Source organism: Ascidiimonas aurantiaca (assembly GCF_037646345.1).
Lineage (GTDB): Bacteria > Bacteroidota > Bacteroidia > Flavobacteriales > Flavobacteriaceae > Ascidiimonas > Ascidiimonas aurantiaca.
In genome coordinates this window covers 185,537-203,924 of sequence record NZ_JBBEWR010000006.1, presented here as the reverse complement: position 1 = coordinate 203,924, position 18,388 = coordinate 185,537, and the positions used below count along the sequence as shown (strand labels likewise).

At 40.6% G+C, this 18,388-nt stretch carries 14 protein-coding genes; 1 reads left to right on the top strand and 13 read right to left on the bottom strand.

What is annotated here, in order from left to right:
* Nucleotide 1: 1 nt before the first annotated feature.
* The 5 genes from ruvA to WAO84_RS08445 all read right to left on the bottom strand — a co-directional run bounded on the left by ruvA (nucleotide 2) and on the right by WAO84_RS08445 (nucleotide 7,858).
* A complete protein-coding gene (gene ruvA, locus WAO84_RS08465; RefSeq protein WP_340065090.1) occupies nucleotides 2-583 on the bottom strand; it encodes a Holliday junction branch migration protein RuvA in 582 nt (193 codons plus the stop codon).
* Nucleotides 584-664: 81 nt separating this feature from the next.
* Nucleotides 665-2,953: an NADP-dependent malic enzyme gene (locus tag WAO84_RS08460; RefSeq protein ID WP_340065088.1), complete on the bottom strand. Its 2,289-nt coding sequence runs from the start codon at nucleotides 2,951-2,953 to the stop codon at nucleotides 665-667.
* A 68-nt stretch (nucleotides 2,954-3,021) separates the two neighbouring features.
* On the bottom strand, nucleotides 3,022-4,887 hold the full coding sequence (locus tag WAO84_RS08455) for a trehalase family glycosidase (RefSeq protein ID WP_340065087.1): 1,866 nt from the start codon (nucleotides 4,885-4,887) through the stop codon (nucleotides 3,022-3,024).
* Nucleotides 4,871-6,097, bottom strand: coding sequence for an MFS transporter (locus tag WAO84_RS08450; RefSeq protein WP_340065086.1), 1,227 nt, complete (start codon nucleotides 6,095-6,097; stop codon nucleotides 4,871-4,873). The genes WAO84_RS08455 and WAO84_RS08450 overlap by 17 nt, the downstream gene beginning before the upstream one ends.
* A 42-nt stretch (nucleotides 6,098-6,139) precedes the next feature.
* A complete protein-coding gene (locus tag WAO84_RS08445; RefSeq protein WP_340065085.1) occupies nucleotides 6,140-7,858 on the bottom strand; it encodes a sodium:solute symporter in 1,719 nt (572 codons plus the stop codon).
* Nucleotides 7,859-8,084: 226 nt separating this feature from the next.
* On the opposite strand from WAO84_RS08445, the gene WAO84_RS08440 reads away from it, so the two are divergent.
* On the top strand, nucleotides 8,085-9,119 hold the full coding sequence (locus tag WAO84_RS08440; protein WP_340065083.1) for a LacI family DNA-binding transcriptional regulator: 1,035 nt from the start codon (nucleotides 8,085-8,087) through the stop codon (nucleotides 9,117-9,119).
* On the opposite strand, the gene queG is transcribed toward WAO84_RS08440, so the two are convergent.
* The 8 genes from queG to nrfD all read right to left on the bottom strand — a co-directional run bounded on the left by queG (nucleotide 9,109) and on the right by nrfD (nucleotide 18,379).
* Nucleotides 9,109-10,017, bottom strand: coding sequence for a tRNA epoxyqueuosine(34) reductase QueG (gene queG / locus WAO84_RS08435; RefSeq protein ID WP_422614479.1), 909 nt, complete (start codon nucleotides 10,015-10,017; stop codon nucleotides 9,109-9,111). The genes WAO84_RS08440 and queG overlap by 11 nt on opposite strands.
* 40 nt (nucleotides 10,018-10,057) lie before the next feature.
* Nucleotides 10,058-11,080 carry a Holliday junction branch migration DNA helicase RuvB gene (gene ruvB / locus WAO84_RS08430; RefSeq protein ID WP_340065080.1) on the bottom strand — a complete coding sequence of 341 codons (1,023 nt, stop codon included), beginning with the start codon at nucleotides 11,078-11,080 and terminating at the stop codon, nucleotides 10,058-10,060.
* A gap of 123 nt (nucleotides 11,081-11,203) precedes the next feature.
* Complete coding sequence (locus WAO84_RS08425) at nucleotides 11,204-13,027, bottom strand: cytochrome c oxidase subunit I (RefSeq protein WP_340065079.1); 1,824 nt, start codon at nucleotides 13,025-13,027, stop codon at nucleotides 11,204-11,206.
* Nucleotides 13,028-13,079: 52 nt separating this feature from the next.
* The gene (locus tag WAO84_RS08420; RefSeq protein WP_340065078.1) at nucleotides 13,080-14,153 is read right to left on the bottom strand and encodes a cytochrome c oxidase subunit II; all 1,074 of its coding nucleotides are present in this window, start codon (nucleotides 14,151-14,153) and stop codon (nucleotides 13,080-13,082) included.
* A 33-nt stretch (nucleotides 14,154-14,186) separates the two neighbouring features.
* Nucleotides 14,187-15,533 carry a quinol:cytochrome C oxidoreductase gene (locus tag WAO84_RS08415; protein ID WP_340065076.1) on the bottom strand — a complete coding sequence of 449 codons (1,347 nt, stop codon included), beginning with the start codon at nucleotides 15,531-15,533 and terminating at the stop codon, nucleotides 14,187-14,189.
* A 20-nt stretch (nucleotides 15,534-15,553) separates the two neighbouring features.
* Nucleotides 15,554-16,108 (bottom strand): c-type cytochrome, encoded by a 555-nt coding sequence (locus WAO84_RS08410; protein ID WP_340065074.1) that lies wholly within the window; start codon nucleotides 16,106-16,108, stop codon nucleotides 15,554-15,556.
* An 8-nt stretch (nucleotides 16,109-16,116) separates the two neighbouring features.
* On the bottom strand, nucleotides 16,117-16,641 hold the full coding sequence (locus WAO84_RS08405; protein ID WP_340065073.1) for a DUF3341 domain-containing protein: 525 nt from the start codon (nucleotides 16,639-16,641) through the stop codon (nucleotides 16,117-16,119).
* Between the two features lie 4 nt (nucleotides 16,642-16,645).
* Nucleotides 16,646-18,379: an NrfD/PsrC family molybdoenzyme membrane anchor subunit gene (gene nrfD / locus WAO84_RS08400; RefSeq protein ID WP_340065071.1), complete on the bottom strand. Its 1,734-nt coding sequence runs from the start codon at nucleotides 18,377-18,379 to the stop codon at nucleotides 16,646-16,648.
* Nucleotides 18,380-18,388 lie beyond the last annotated feature (9 nt).

Below are 18,388 nucleotides of genomic sequence, written 5' to 3'. Positions count from 1 at the left end.
TCTATAAATTTTTAAGCGCGCTTTTTATAATTTCTTCAACACTTAAATCAGGAGCTTGCTGTACAATTTTGTCAACCACTTTTTCCGCTTGTTTTCGTACAAAGCCCAATACCTCTAATGCAGATAACGCTTGTTCCTTATTTGTATTGCCCTGAACGGGGGAAACTTCGCCCATATCATACACTTTGAGTATTTTATCTTTTAGATCAATAATAAGCCGTTGTGCAGTTTTGGCTCCTATACCTTTTACAGACTGAATAGCTGCCACATCATTGGAGGCAATAGCGTCCCGTATTTGAACGGGAGTCATTGAAGAAAGCATGGTACGGGCGGTACTGGCTCCAATGCCGGAAACCGATATCAACAGAAGAAAAATGTTTCTCTCAGATTTCTCGGCAAAACCATAAAGCGTGTGTGCATCTTCCCGAATCAGGAGATGTGCGTACAGTTTTATTTTTTCCGAATCCGGAAGCTTAGAATAGGTATGTAATGAGATGTTTAGTAAATATCCCACACCATTACAATCTATAACGACATGTGTGGGGTCTTTTTCGGTGAGCCTTCCCTGAATATGAGTGATCATCTTAAAAAAATGTTAATCCCTCAAATGTAATAAAATTATTTACAAGAAAGACATGGCAACTCACTACACGAAAGGTCTAATCTATACCATAGCACGTGCCCTTTTTTCTTTCTCCTGAGCATCAATTACGGCAATGGCGGTCATGTTCACGATTTCATCAACACTGGAACCTAACTGTAGTATGTGTACCGGTTTGCGCATTCCCAGTAATATAGGGCCTATAGACTCTGCTTTATTGAGTTCTTTCATAAGCTTATAGGTAATATTGGCTGCGTCCAGATTGGGAAAGACAAGGGTATTTACTTTACGTCCTGCCAGCTTGGAAAATGAGAAGTTCTTTTGAAGCATACTGCTGTTTAACGCAAAGTCTGACTGTAATTCTCCATCTACTACAATATCGGGATAATGCCTGTGAAGATAACTAACGGCTTCTTTGACCTTAGCAGCACGTTCATTTGACGAAGCGCCAAAATTAGTATAAGAGAGCATGGCAATAACGGGGTCAATACCAAACATTCGTATGGTTTGAGCGGTCATTTGTGCAATTTTAGCGAGTTCTTTTGCTGTAGGGTCTATGTTGATAGAAGTATCGGCCAGAAACATGGGTCCTCTTTCTGTGATCATAAGGTTCATGGCGGCAATTTTGGTTACGCCATTTGCTTTGCCTATGAGCTCTAACATGGGCTTTACAACCGAAGGGTAGCTTCTGGAATATCCGGTTATAAGAGCATCGGCATCTCCTTCATTAACCATCATGGCCGCAAAGTAGTTGCGTTCCCGCATTTTCTTCTGTGCGTCATACAGGGTTACTCCTCTGCGTTTTCGGGCTCCCCAGTATTTACGCGCATAGTACTCTTTCGTCTCATTACATTCGTCTGTTTTGGGATCTATAATCTGTACTTCTGCATCAAATTCTATTTCTTTCTTGAGGTTAAGAATAGTTTCTTTGTTACCCATAAGAACCGGAATAGCAATACCCTCATCATAGGTAATTTGAGCTGCCTTTAACACATCGAGTTGATCTGCTTCGGCAAAAACTACTCTTTTAGGGCTGGTACGCGCCCTGTTATGAAGGAGCCTTACTTCTTTACGATCATTACCCAATCGTTGTAAAAGGGTTTCCCGGTATTCATTCCAGTTGGTTATAGGCTCTTTGGCAACCCCGGTCTCCATAGCGGCATGTGCTACCGCCGGAGGCACTTCTGCAATTAGACGCGGATCGAATGGCTTAGGGATAATATACTCTCTGCCAAAAGTAAGCCGTGTTTCATTATAAGCTATATTTACCTGTTCGGGAACGGGCTGTTTGGCCAATTCTGCCAATGCTTTAACGGCTGCCATTTTCATAGCTTCATTGATCTTGGTGGCTCTAACATCTAAAGCACCTCTGAAAATAAAAGGGAACCCCAATACATTGTTTACCTGGTTGGGATGGTCTGAGCGCCCTGTTGCCATAATGATATCTTCCCGTGTGGCCACTGCCAGATTGTAGTCAATTTCAGGATCAGGATTGGCCATGGCAAATACTATAGGATTGGGTGCCATGGATATTAGCATATCGGGAGTAACAATATTGGCAATAGAGAGGCCTATGAAAACATCGGCATCTTTCATAGCCTCTTCAAGAGTATCTATTTTTCTGGATGTGGCGAATTCAGTTTTTTCGGCAGAGAGGTTCTCGCGATCCATTCGTATTACCCCTTTGCTATCCAGCATTACTATATTTTCTACTTTTGCCCCAAAGGCCTTGTAAAGGCGGGTACATGAAATAGCCGCAGCCCCTGCACCACTGATCACAATACGTACTTCTTCTATTTTTTTACCGGTAATTTCAAGAGCATTCAAAAGAGCTGCAGCCGAAATAATGGCTGTACCGTGCTGATCGTCATGCATAACCGGAATATCCAGTTCTTCTTTTAGTCTTTTTTCTATTTCAAATGCTTCGGGAGCTTTAATATCTTCCAGGTTGATCCCGCCAAAAGTAGGTGCGATGGTCTTAACGGTTTCTACAAACTTATCTACATCTTTGGCATCCAGCTCAATGTCCATTCCATCTATATCTGCAAAGATCTTAAACAAAAGACTTTTCCCTTCCATCACAGGTTTGGAAGCTTCCGGGCCTATATTTCCCAACCCTAAAACTGCAGAACCATTGGTAATAACAGCTACCAGATTCCCTTTGGTTGTATATTTGTAAACGTTTTTCGGGTCTTTTTGTATCTCAAGACAAGGTTCTGCCACACCCGGAGAGTATGCCAGCGCCAGATCTCTCTGCGTAGCATACCTTTTGGTAGGTACTATTTTAATTTTTCCAGGCTGAGGTTTTGCATGATAAATGAGTGCTTCTTTCCTTCGGCTTTCTTTGCTCATAAAACAATTTTTGTGAAGTTGCAAAGGTAAAGCATTCTTTCTTTCTGTACGAAGGAACTGTAAAATACTTACGGACTGGAAAACAGGATATCAGGGTCTGTTAGTGTATTTAATTGTTTTAAAAAATCATTTCTGAGCAAATGCAATCCGTATTGGTATGAGGCGTTCATCCACCCAAATCCCGAAGTGGTAATATAATCAAAAGTGGTTCCAACATTCCCGTATTCTGCATACACTTTGTGTGTAGCGTTTACTACATCGTACTTTTCGGGTACGGTGCCGTTGTAATCTACAGCATTTTTGGTAATCATCCAGAGCCACCGGTATATCAGTTCCTGGGCTTCATCTTCAAAGCCATAATTGCGTAAGCCTTTCCAAATAATCATTTGATGAGGTGCCCAGCCATTAGGGTAATCCCATTGTTTTTGGGGACGGTCCTTGCTTAGTTTCTGAACTGATGCTTTTGATGTGGCCAGGATGCCTCCTCTGGCCCTGAAATCACGCATTATTATTTTTACCATTCTTAAAGCCTGAGAAGGTGTGCATAAGCGGGCCCATAAAGGATAAAAGTTGGTAGCAGAGGCAAAACCGGTTTGTTTTTTGGCAACAAAGTCGTAATCAAAAAAACTTCCCTCATCCTTATTCCATAACAGTTTTTGTATCAGGGCTTTTCTTTCCATTGCTTTTTGTGCCCAAATATCTGAGGTGTATCGTTTCCCGAAGGGCATTTGAAAAGTACCATTGAAATACGTTTTTAGAAGATATTCCAGGTCGGTTTCATATACGTACAGCAACGAGTTAAGATCTACGGTATTTAAACTGGCACAAATATTATCAAGTCTCCAGGTGGTATCGTGTCCGCTTTCCCGTAAGCTACGGTCATGCACAAAGTAAAGGTCAAGCTCTTTATCTACCAGTTTTCGGGCCGCATATTTTTGTTCAAATTCCCGAAGGGGTATTTTGTGTCGTAAGGCATATTTGCTTAAGATATCATCAAAATGACCTTCCTCCGTTTCGGGAGGCATCCCGATACCTTCGGCATAATAGCGGTTCAGTCCGTTGGTACAGCATCTTTTACCTGCTGTCATCCAGACGGTTTCATATTCTTGTATAGCGGCGGTTACTGCCTGGTGTATCCATTGTATATTTTGATCAGGGTCTTTATCCAGTAGGTCGCGTATGCAGGAGGTTAAAAACGGGGGTTGGGTGCGCGTGAGGTAATAAGTGCGATTAGCATTAAGTATTTTTCCATAGTGCTGAATCTGATAGCAAAAATTATCTATCATGGCTATAGCGAGATCTTTACGGCCATCTAATAATAACCCTATATTTTCAAAATAGCTGTCCCATCCGTACATTTCATTGAAGCGCCCTCCGGGAACTACAAAAGGCACGCCCTTATCCTTATCGATCTTTAAGGAAAGTATGCCTGGCTTATTGTTAATGGAAAGCACATACTCTGGAGTAATTATTTTGGGGAGAATGATAACTTCCAGCGTTCGTATTTTTTGTTGAAGCTTTTTAAAGTACTTAGCTGCCACGGGATCTGTTGCCGGTACATATATTCTTTGAACACTCTCTCTGGCTTTATCATCTTTAAGAATAGCATTTAATCCTGCCTCATCGACAGATCGTGTAAGGTCATCCCAAAAGTAGTAACGTATCATTCGTGATATACGGGTGGCCGGTGGTTCTTCTATCTTTCTGAGCGGTATGGTAACTTTACTTTTCCCTGCCCGTGCGGCAAGTGCCAGTTCCTGAAGAAGGTTGGAAAGATAATACGTGCCTTTTACTTTGTACAACACACCATCTTCGGTTTCGATCTCAAAACATCCCGGGCCATTATCTTCCCGGGTAATTTTCTTGTCACCGTCTGTATCTTCCTGAGCCAGTAAGTGTTCAAGGGTTTCTTTTGTTTTAAGTTTGAAGAACATTTTTTTGAGTAAGGTTTTTGAGTATGAAATACGATAATAATAGTAGCAACATGGGAATGAGTGTATAATAAAAGGCATTTTCAGGGCCTGCCATTTTAAACAACCATCCTATAAACCGGGAACCTAATGTTCCACCTAAAGCTGAAAAAACGACTATAAGTCCGGTCATGGGGCTATGCAGTTTTTGGGGAAGTGCGCTGAGTACCACAGAATTTAGCAAAGGGTAAATGGGTGCTATAAAAAGACCTATTAACGGAAAAGCAAAACCTGTAAACGGAATATCTGATAGTTTACGGATCTCCCCAACCTCCAGCCCAACGGTACGCGGTAAAACAACTACCACCAGTACCATAGCCAGTAAGGTACAGGCGGTTAATACCCATATCCAATGAACCTTTCGGGTGAGCTGCCCGGCAAGTAAGCGCCCTACAGCCAGAGAAATGGCCAGAATACTGGTCATCATGATACTCACATTTTCAGGAAGCTTTAACACTCTGTCGTTAAACGTGGGCAACCATGACATGATACCCTGTTCTATCATTACAAAAAGAAATGCACTAATAACAAAAACCAGTATGAGTAATCTGGTAAGTAAAGAGATCATTTGCATGAAATCTTCTGTAAGGTTGGTCCCGGGGGCTTCGGGCGGATTGTCAAAACGGGTGAAAAGTAAAAAGAGAAATGAAAGTAAAGATAAGCCTGCCAGCAACCAATACACATCAAGCCATGCATTTATGTTTTCTTCTCTGTTAAATGCAGGGAAAAGAAAATAGGCCAATGCAATTCCCATCATAAACACGCCTTCAATAGAACTCATAAGGCTATTGTGTTGTCGCCTGTTTTGGGTAACCACTCCGATCATGGAATAGACGGAAACCTTAATAAGAGCAAATGATACTCCTACGGTCGCAAACAACAGTTTAGCAGTATTGAACGAATTCCCATAATACATCACCACACATGCTATGGTAACCAATGCAAGCCCTGCAAGCATGGAACGTTTATATCCCAGACGTGGCAGAAAAGAAGCTATTACAAATGAAACAATGGCAATAGGAAGGTCTTTAAATGCTTCCAGTGCACTTGCTGTCACCTCATCTACCCCGTAGTTATTTTGTGATTTAAGAATTACGATCCCTACGCTGTTTAAAAGGATCGCAAAAACAAAATAGTTAAGATACAGGGAAACACGAACAGCAAGTTTTTTCATAGAACTTTTGTATTTTCAAAAAGATTTTGCCTCTTCTCACTATTACCAAAAATACCCTACTATAAGTGCAGTGAGTACCAGCAATAAAAAAGCCAGTTTTCTATAGTTTTTATACCACGGAATTACTTTTAATTCTTCTGTTTCGGCAACAAATATTTCTTTTTTATAGGTATATTCTTTTACTTTCTGTGGCGGAGGAGGTGCAGTAGAAGAGCTCACCAGAAAATGAACGGTCAGACAAAGAGCAAATAACCAGGTAGCTTTTGCCAGAAAGTGTAATTCGTTTATGATGGGAACCCAATCAAAAACCTGGGACAGGATCATAAATATAGCTACGGAAAACCCAAATAACAAACTTACGATAGAGCCGGTTCCATTGGCTCTTTTCCAAAAGAGTCCCAAAACAAAAGTAGCTACTGCCGGCGGAGAAGTATATGCAATTACCAACTGCAGATACGTCCATAAAGAATCACTTACCCTTTCTATAAAAGGCACCCATGAAATAGCTAAAATCACCAAAATAACGGTAGTGATCTGACCTACTCTTACAAGTTGGATACTGGTAAGCCTGGGATTGATTTGTCGTACAAAATCCATAGTTACTAATGTGGAAGCAGAATTGAAAGTAGCCGACACGGATGACATCATAGCTGCCATAAGTCCTGCTACCACTAATCCCAGAATTCCGGTAGGGAGTAACTGGAACAACAATACGGGATACGTAAGGTTAGGGCAATCAGACAATTCGGTACATATTTCACCATTGCTGAGGGCATAATTGAGTTCTGAAATATCGAGTGTATTAAATAAGATTAGCGCCAGTACGCCGGGAACTACCATAATAAAAATAACGGGTAGTTTAAGAAATCCTGCAAATAGGGCTCCCCAACGACCGTGGTTAAGGTCTTTGGCGCCAAGTACACGTTGTACCATAAACTGGTTATTGGCCCAAAAATAAAACCCGAGGAGTGGTACGCCTGTAAGCAATCCCCACCAGGGCATGAACTCATCGTTAGAAGGCCTTACCAAACTAAATACCTCACCAGCGTTAGCGGGAATAAATTTGCCCTCATCTGCTCTGTTGCCAAAATTCACATCTCCATTGGCCAGCATCACATTAAGATTATCCATCATGGCACTCCAACCACCACCTAATTCATTAAAAGCAAAAAAGGTGAGTAAACAAGACCCTATTATGAGTAACACTGCCTGTATTACTTCTGTTTGTATTACAGAGTTAAGTCCGCCTGGTATGGTATAAGCCGCCGCTGCAACCGCCAATATCACTAATATAAGCGTGGGGTCTAATTGCGGGAACAAAAGAGTTAGTACAATTTTCCCGACATACAAACCTGCTGCGGTGTCAACAAGAATATTTCCTACTACGGTGATGAATGAGAAATAGTATCTCGATCGGTTATCATAACGTCTTTCCAGAAATTCGGGCATGGTATAGACGCCTGATTTGAGATAAAACGGTAAAAAGAAAATGGAGAAAAAGATCAAAACCACAACTGCAAACCATTCATAGTTATAGACATTAATATTGGTTTGGTAAGCATCGGATGCTAATCCAACAAGGGTAGAACTGGAAATATTTGCTGAAAACAGAGCAATCCCTACAATGGGCCAGGTCATCGTACGCCCACCCAGAAAGTAATCCTCAGAACTGCTTCTTTTTGATTTGGAAATTCCGTAAATAATGATCCCTATCAAATAAAAAACAATAACACCTATATCTATGGGAGATAAAGAATTCATGATTAGTGGTTATTTGGTTGATCAAAAAAAGCTTTTTAACCTTACTGGCCAAAAAGCTTTATGCATATATTTTAATATAAATGTGAAAAAACAAAAAAATACATATTCTTTTTACTACATTATTGCCGAATATACATTTTAATGTGTTAAAAAAAAAATATCGCACAAAATAGCTTTATTTTTGAACGATAAAAAAACAGCCTGTAAAACTTTCAATCAAAGCATAATGAAAGCTGTTAAACTAAAAGATATTGCTCAGATACTCGGAGTATCAGTTACCACGGTTTCCAAAGCCCTGAAGGATTATCCTGATATTAGCCGGGAAACTAAACAACACGTAAAAATACTGGCTAAAAAGCTCAACTATAAGCCCAGTGCGCTGGCTGTTAATTTCAGGAATAAAGAGACCAAGATCATTGGGCTTATCATGCCTGAAATTGTGCACCATTTCTTTTCTAATGTTATTAATGGCGTAATTGCCGAAGCAGAAAAAAACGGATATCTGGTGATTACCCTACAATCAAATGAATCATTTGAACTGGAAAAAAAGCAAATTGAATTGCTTCTTGATCAACGGGTAGATGGCATTATAGTATCTCTTTCTAATGAAACCAGCACTTTTGAGCATCTTCATCAGGTAAAACATCGTGACATACCACTGGTGTTAATAGACAAAACTACAGATGAGGTAGATTGCTCTAAAGTGATTATTAATGATGAGAAGGCTGCTTTTATGGCGGTTAATCACCTTATTCAGACCGGATGCCGGAAGATCATGCATATTAATGGGCCGCAAATACCCAAAAATGCGAGTGAGCGATTTAACGGGTATAAAAATGCGCTTCAGGCTCATGGTATTACCTTTACTCCTGAAATGGTATATACATGCAGAAAGTTTAGTTATGAAGAGGGGATTGCTTTTACCGAAAAAGCTCTGTCTGAACATCCTGACATGGACGGTATTTTTACGATCACAGACCTGTTGGCTGCGGGATGTATGTTTGCTTTGAAAAAACATAACCGGAAGATACCATACGATGTATCTGTAATGGGGTTTAGTAACTGGCAATTATCTAAACTGGTATCTCCCACACTATCTACAGTAGAGCAACCTAATTTTGAAATGGGGAAACGTGCGGTTTCACTTTTGCTTAATGAGATACGAAGTATGAAAACCGGGGAGTTGGTGAAGCAACAGCTTTTACAACTACCTACTCATATTGTTGAAAGGCAAAGTACCCGCCCTCTTGTTATGGTTTAGTTTTAGTGAGAAATGCGATATTTCTTTTAAGCCCCTCAAATTTGGTTCTTTTGACGGCCGACTTTCGAAAAATGTCATTAAAAACTTCCCGGGTTATTTCTTCCCAGTCTTTTTTCTGCATTGACAAGAGTTCAGGATGCGGGTCAAATAAGGGTTCGTTATGAGGTTTGGAAAAGCGGTTCCAGGGGCAAACGTCCTGACAAACATCACAGCCAAACATCCAGTCATCAAACTTACCTGCGTATTCCAAAGGTAATTCGCTTTTTAATTCTATTGTGAAATAAGATATACATTTACTCCCGTTAACTACATACGGTTGTGTGATGGCTTGTGTAGGGCAGGCATCTATACATGCAGTACAGCTACCACAGTGGTCTGTGACCGGTGTGTCATATTCGAGGTCAATATCTACAATGAGTTCTGCTATGAAATAAAATGATCCTACTTTTTGTGTAAGCACATTGCTGTGTTTACCCATCCATCCCAGACCGCTTTTAACGGCCCATGCCTTATCGAGTACGGGAGCAGAATCTACAAACGCCCTTCCGTTTACCTCTCCTATTTCTTCATGAATAAAGGCCAATAATTCTTTAAGCTTATTTTTAATGACAAAATGATAGTCTTTTCCATATGCATATTTGGAAATTTTTGGAGCGTTCGGGTCTGCCTGGTTCTCCGGGTTATAATAATTGAGAAGTAATGATATTACTGATTTGGCTCCGTTTACCAGCAGGCGGGGATCCAGGCGTTTGTCAAAATGATTTTCCATGTATTTCATTTCTCCATGCATATTTTGCTGTAACCATCGCTCGAGCCTGGGAGCCTCTTCTTCTAAAAATTCGGCTTTTGATATGCCACACGATAAAAAACCGAGGCGCTTTGCTTCGGTTTTGATCATATGGGTATGTTGCTGTTTTGTATTCAAAAACTAATGACTTTTAAAAAAGTCCTGATTGTGTACCTCCTTTAATTCTCCCTAAGTGTTGATAGGCATGTTCGGTAACTTCCCGCCCTCTGGGAGTTCTTATTATAAATCCCTGTTGTATAAGAAAAGGTTCATATACTTCTTCTATGGTTTCTGCACTTTCGGAAACAGCAGTTGCCAAAGTGGTAATACCAACGGGCCCTCCTTTAAATTTATCTATAATGGTAGCCAGAATTTTGTTATCCATTTCATCCAACCCGTGCGCATCTACGTTTAAAGCTTTCAGGCTGTATTTGGATATCTCAATATCTATAGTACCATCGCCTTTTATCTGTGCAAAATCACGCACTCTCCTTAAAAGTGCATTTGCGATACGTGGTGTACCCCGGCTTCTGCCGGCTATTTCTATAGCTGCTTCCATAGATATGGGTACTTTTAGTATATGGGCACTTCTTTGTACTATGGTAGATAAAAGTTCTGTATTATAATACTCCAGCCTGCTGCTTATACCAAAACGTGCCCGCATGGGAGCGGTAAGAAGTCCTGAACGGGTGGTGGCTCCTACCAGCGTAAAAGGGTGTAAGTTGATCTGTACTGTTCTTGCATTAGGGCCGCTTTCGATCATAATATCTATTTTATAATCTTCCATGGCCGAATACAGGTATTCTTCCACAACAGGGCTCAGGCGGTGTATTTCATCAATAAAGAGTACGTCACGTTCTTCAAGATTGGTGAGAAGGCCTGCCAGATCGCCCGGCTTGTCCAGTACAGGACCGGAGGTTACTTTTATACCTACTCCCAACTCACTGGCCAGAATATGTGCCAATGTGGTTTTTCCCAGTCCCGGAGGACCGTGAAAAAGGGTATGATCCAGTGCATCTCCCCGAAGGTTTGCTGCTTCAACAAACACTTTTAGATTGTCTAACACACTTTCCTGGCCTGTAAAATCATCAAAAGACAACGGGCGCAGTGCTCTTTCTATATCCTGCTCTTCAGGTGAAAAGTGTTTATCGGTAGGATCTAAATTTGTATTCATACAAAACAAAGATAATGGAAAAGTACAGAAGTTAGCATGAAACTAGCTTTGCTGTAAAACACTTCTATAAATAAAAAACCTCCGAGCATTATTCGGAGGTTTTCTTAATATTTTATAAATACTCTAGTGATTGAGTTCTTCTTCGCCTTCCTGCAACGGTATGTGTTGCGGAACATAATCCTGTCCAGGAATTACGTACTCTCCATTCTCACCGGTCTTGCTGTAGTCATATGCCCAGCGATGCACCTCTGGGATGGCTCCGGGCCAGTTTCCGTGTATATGCTTTTGCGGAGCTGTCCACTCTAAGGTGGTAGAGTTCCAGGGGTTTTCTGGGCCTTTTTTGCCATAGAAAATGCTCTTCACAAAATTGTAAACAAAAATTAACTGTGCAGCACCAGCTATAAGTGCAAATACGGTAATTACTACGTTTACATCCTGCAGATCATCAAACATAGGGAAAGCTGTGTTTTGATAATACCTTCTTGGTAATCCTGCCATTCCAATAAAGTGCATTGGGAAGAATACCCCGTACGCACAAACTGCTGTTACCCAGAAATGAATGTAACCAAGGTTTTTATTCATCATTTTACCTTCAAACATTTTAGGGAACCAGTGATACACCCCTGCGAAAAGTCCGTATAAGGCAGAAATACCCATTACCAGGTGAAAGTGTGCCACTACAAAATAAGTATCATGCACGTTAATGTCAAGTGTACTATCTCCCAGAATAATACCGGTAAGACCTCCTGTGATAAAGGTAGAAACCAAACCTATGGAAAACAACATGGCAGGGTTAAACTGCAAATTCCCTTTCCATAGAGTCGTGATGTAATTAAATGCTTTTACTGCTGAAGGGATCGCAATTAATAAGGTGGTAAAGGTAAATACTGAACCCAGGAAAGGATTCATACCTGATATAAACATGTGGTGACCCCATACAATGGTAGAGAGGAAGGCAATAGCTATAATAGAAGCTACCATGGCCCTATATCCAAAAATTGGTTTTCGGGCATTTGTAGCAATTACTTCAGAAGTAATACCCAATGCCGGTAACAGTACAATATATACCTCAGGGTGACCTAAGAACCAGAAAAGGTGTTCGTATAATACCGGAGATCCTCCTTGATAGTGTAAAACTTCTCCCTGTATAAAAATATCTGAAAGGAAAAAAGAAGTACCAAAACTACGATCCATAATTAACAGCAGTGCTGCCGATAATAGAACGGGGAACGACACGATACCAATGATAGCAGTAATAAAAAATGCCCAAATGGTAAGTGGTAATCTGGTCATTGACATTCCTTTGGTTCTAAGGTTTAATACGGTAACTACGTAGTTAAGAGAACCTAGCAGCGATGAAGCGATAAAGACGGCCATAGATACCAGCCATAAGGTCATACCTGCGCCGGAACCAGGTTGTGCCTGCGGCAAAGCACTTAACGGAGGATATACTGTCCACCCTGCAGATGCCGGACCTGCTTCTACGAACAGAGAAATTACCATAATCACACTGGAAAGGAAAAACAACCAGTAAGATACCATATTAAGGAAACCGGAGGCCATATCTCGCGCTCCAATTTGAAGTGGTATTAAAAGGTTACTAAATGTACCACTAAGCCCTGCGGTTAAGACAAAAAATACCATAATGGTACCGTGAATAGTAACCAGTGCAAGGTAAATATTGGGATCCATTACTCCATCTGTTGACCATTTACCCAGAAGAACATCAAAAATTTTGAAGGACTCTCCCGGCCAGGCCAACTGCATTCTGAAAAGCAATGACATAGCAATACCGATAAAGCCCATAATAAGACCGGTAATAAGGTATTGCTTAGAGATCATCTTATGATCCTGGCTAAAAATATATTTTGTAACAAATGTTTCCTTATGATGATGTCCGTGATCGTGTGAATGATCTTCTACGTGTGCGTGTGCTGTTGCTGACATAATCTCTTTATTAATTCGCTTTTATTTCTTTTTCCTTTTCTACAGCAGAGTGTTATTCAGCTGCTATCATTTGTCCGAAAGTCTGCTGATCCTTAAGCCATGCATTGAATTCTTCTTCAGTTTCAACTACAATTTTCATTTGCATGTTATAGTGTGACGTACCGCAAATCTTATTACACAAAAGTATATAATCAAACTCCCATGGGTCAAGAGGTTCTTCTCCTTCGGGGAGATTTTTATTTTTATCGGCTCTAATCTTATTTGTTCTAAGTACTTTATCTACTATATCAGGGTTCAGTCGCATCTCTGCAGTAGTTATGGTAGGGGTAAATGAGAATTGAGTGATCATTCCCGGTACGCAGTTCATTTGTGCCCGGAAGTGAGGCATATATGCTGAGTGCAGTACATCCTGAGAACGCATCTTAAAGATCACTTTCCTATTTACCGGCAGGTGTAGTTCATTGGTCACCACTACATCGTCCATACCATTTTTATCAGACGCATCAATTCCTACCATATTTCTTCCGCCAAAATCCTGAAGGAAACGAACGTTGGCATCTCCCAAAACGTTATCGTCTCCGGCATAGCGGGCTTTCCAGTTAAACTGCTGCGCATATAACTCTATGATTATAGGGTCGCCTTCATCTTCATTGATATCCATAATATTGGTCCAGGTGTAAAGGCCATATAAAATAAGACCTGCCAGTACTACCACCGGGATAATAGTCCATATAAACTCAAGCTTATCATTATCTGCATAAAAAAGAGCCTTTTTCCCTTTTTGTCCGCGATACTTAAATGCAAAATAATGCAAAAGGGCCTGTGTAACTGTCTGCACAAAGAAAATAAGTACCATTGAGATCAGCATTAACAGATCATAATCTACGCCATGTTCTGACGCCGGCTCAGCGAGCAATACTTTCCCCCATTTCCAGAAAGAGTAAATAGTTAAAAGGTAAATAAAAATAAGGAAGGCAAACATGAGGTATCCGTTCATGTTATTATCCTTATCATTGGCTACCTCAGACCTCTCTGTACCTGCCTGTGACAATTCAAATATTTTGGTCATCTGCCAGATGGCGATAAAAACAAGTATGAGAACTACAATCGTTAATAAAGTCGTCATCGTATCTAGTGCTGTTACTTTAAATAATTAAAATTAATAATGAAAATGTTTGCTTTCCTCAATAAAAGGATTCCTTTTGGGTAATAAAGGTGCTTTGGTAAGTGCTGTAAACACAATAAAAATAAACAGCCCCAAGAAAAATAAAATCCCTCCAATCTCGGCTATACCTATAAACCATTTATCTCCTACGGTAGCAGGCATAATCATCACAAAGAAATCTACATAGTGACCCAAAAGAATTACTATTCCGGCAGTAATAACAAACCAGTTAATTCTTTTATAATCACTATTCATAAGTATTAATAACGGGAAAACAAAGTTCATAACTAACATTCCCAGGAAAGGTAATTTATAATCGTTAAAACGTGTTACAAAATACGTTATTTCTTCAGGTATGTTGGCATACCAAATAAGCATAAATTGTGAAAACCACAAATAGGTCCAGAAAACACTAATAGCAAACATAAACTTGGCGAGGTCATGAATATGACTGTCGTTTACGTGCTCAAGATACCCTTTTGATTTCAGGTAAATAGTAATCATGGCAATTACGGTGATACCTGATACAAACATACTTGCGAATACGTACCATCCAAACAATGTACTGAACCAGTGAGGATCTAAGCTCATGATCCAGTCCCAGGACATCATCGATTCAGTTATCAGGTAGAATACGAGAAACGCAGCTGATATTCTGAAGTTTTTCTTGAAGTAGCGATTATCGTCTGCGGTATCCTGTGCAATGGAGAATTTTCTTGAAAAATGTCTGTAAGCATACCATCCTCCAATATAAATGGCTGCCCGGATAAGGAAGAAAGGAACATTCAGGTATCCTACTTTCCCTTGAATAAGTTTATCGTTAGCCACTACATCGGCATCCATCCAAACAAAAAGGTGGTTCATATGCAGAGAAGACAAAACCAAGATTACAAAAACGATAACACCTCCTGGTAACAGGTAAGCAGTGATACCTTCCATTACTCTGAAAAGCACAGGAGACCAACCTGCTTGTGCTGCCCGCTGAATTGCATAAAAAGCTAAAACTCCTAAAGAAATAAGCATAAAGAAGAGTGCTGCTACGTATAATGCTGCCCACGGCTTATTTTTATATTGGTCAAGTGTGTGCTTATCGTGTGCTGCTCCGTGACCGTGCTCATCACCGTGATGCGCTCCAGCCTCTTCAGCATGACCTGTATCATGGCTGGCCGACTCTTCGTGATGGGTCGCAGCACCGTGACCATGATCTGCCGAAGCCGCCGCAAGGGCTTTGGCTTCTTCAATGGTTGATGGTGCACTTAAAAAACCGTATCCTAATCCAAGAACACCCAGAACCATCAGTATGATGGAAGCTGTTCTTAACCTATTTGAAAACGTGTACATATCCTGACTCTGTCTATTAATTATTTTAATAAATCTTCTCTAAGTTTCATAACGTATATGGAAACCTGCCAACGCTCTTCTTCGTTTAATTGTGAAGAATATGACCCCATTGAGTTGATACCGTGATAAATTACGTGGTAGGTGGTACCTTCATTAATATCACGGTCTTTATAGTTGGGTACGCCCAGTATTTTTTCGCGTTTTACAAGTATTCCGTCGCCAGCACCTTTACCTCCATGGCATACAGCACAATAAATATCGTACAATTGTTTCCCGGAAGCCATATCTGCTTCAATATTAAGAGAATCCAGAGGGCTTTTTAGTTCTGCTCGTGCCAGTTCTTTACCCTCCAGCGTATTCTCATACGCATAAGGCATCCAGCCTCTTTTTATTGTATTGTCTGCAGGAAGTTGTGCTTCCATTCCGTTTGGAAAAGCAGACTCTCCATAGGTTTCATAACCTACGGGCTCATACATATTTGGGAAAAACTGATAGTTTGGCCTTGAACTGTCAGCACATGATATAAGGCTGATAGCAGCTACTAAAACTATTCCTATATTGATAAAGCTTCTCATATCTTATTTTAATGCTTTTCTGAAATTTTTATTTCCACTGCGCCGGTGCCTTTAAGCAGCTCTGTAATTTCTTCTTCATTTCCGTTTACGGCCACCTCCATTAAGAAGTGATCGTCAGTGGTTCTAACATCGGGGTTCTCTGCTTTTTTAAATGGCCACAACTTACTACGCATATAAAACGTAATTACCATAAGGTGTGCCGCAAAAAAGACTGTCATTTCAAACATAATAGGTACAAATGCAGGCATGTTGGTAAAAAAGCTAAAACTGGGTTTTCCACCAATGTCCTGAGGCCAGTCATCTATCATGATATAATTCATCATGGTTATGGCTACCGTAAGGCCCAAACACCCATACATGAAGGCTGTAATGGCAAGCCTTGTAGGTTGTAACCCCATAGCTTTATCAAGGCCGTGCACCGGAAAGGGGCAATACACTTCTTCTATATGATAGTGTGCTGCTTTTACCTTTTTAACGGCGTTCATAAGGATATCGTCATCCTGATACAGTGCTTGTACTACTTTCGTACTCATACGGTTACTGATTTTTAAGGTTTTCAGCCTGGCCGGCCCAATCATCACGTTGTGCTCTTCCCGGGAATGATCCGGTAATCTCATCCAGTAAACGATATTCGTTTTCGGTCATTTTACTTACCTGATCAAACGTATAGATACCGATCTGGTTTAAAGTTTTTTCCATTACCGGGCCTATTCCGTTAATTTTCTTAAGGTTATCCGGTTTTTGTATCTCTTTATCAAATGTTCCTATACTGGCAACAAGAGCACTGATCTTTTCAGCATTTTGTTCAAGATCGATAGCAGTCACAGCATTAGTATTATCCCCTTTTTCAATTAAAGGTGCTGTTTCCGGCATTTGGTAAAGTGGCTTTCCGGCTTCTCTCAATCTTTTATATTTATCACTTGAAGACTTTAAAATAGTCTTTACTTCGGCCTGAGCAATTACAGGGAATGTTCTCGCATATAAAAGGAACAATACAAAGAAGAAACCTATGGTACCTACGTAAATTCCTATATCTACGAATGTGGGGGAGAACATGGTCCATGATGAAGGAAGGTAATCTCTGTGAAGAGACGTAACGATAATTACGAATCGCTCGAACCACATCCCTATATTTACCACGATTGAAATGATAAATGAGAACATGATACTGGTTCTAAGTTTTTTAAACCACATAAACTGAGGAGAGAATACATTACAGGTCATCATGGCCCAGTATGCCCACCAGTAAGGACCGGTAGCCCTGTTTAGGAAAGCGTACTGTTCATATTCTACACCAGAGTACCATGCTATGAATAACTCGGTAATATAGGCACATCCTACTATAGAACCTGTGATCATGATTACTATGTTCATGAGTTCTATATGTTGCACTGTAATATAGTCTTCAAGGTGTACCACTTTTCTCATTATGATCAATAGGGTATTCACCATTGCAAAACCTGAAAAGATAGCACCTGCCACAAAGTAAGGCGGGAATATGGTTGTGTGCCATCCGGGGATTACCGAAGTGGCAAAGTCAAATGATACAATAGTGTGTACTGAAAGTACAAGAGGGGTGGCGAGACCTGCCAATACCAGTGACACTTCTTCAAAGCGTTGCCAGTCTTTAGCCCTTCCGGTCCACCCGAAACTAAGAATACTATATACTTTTTTCTGAAAAGGTTTTACTGCACGGTCCCTTATCATGGCAAAGTCGGGTAAAAGCCCTGTCCACCAGAAAACAAGTGAAACCGAAAGATAAGTAGAGATCGCAAATACGTCCCACAGCAGTGGTGAGTTAAAGTTCACCCATAAAGAACCGAACTGATTAGGGATAGGTAACACCCAATAACCTAACCAGGGACGTCCCATGTGTATAATAGGGAACAATCCTGCCTGTACCACTGAGAAAATTGTCATCGCTTCTGCAGAACGGTTAATAGCCATTCTCCATTTTTGACGGAATAACAGTAATACTGCCGATATAAGGGTTCCTGCGTGACCGATACCAACCCACCAAACAAAGTTGGTGATATCCCAGGCCCATCCTACCGTTTTATTTAATCCCCAAGTACCAATACCTGTGGAAATGGTATAAATAATACATCCTAACCCCCAAAGAAACGCTACTAACGCAATGGAAAATACAATCCACCACTGCTTGTTGGCCCTTCCCTCTACCGGAGCTGCAATATCTACCGTTACATCGTGATAGGTCTTATCTCCGGTAACCAGGGGTCTTCGTATAGGTGCTTCGTAATGCGACGCCATATCCTTATA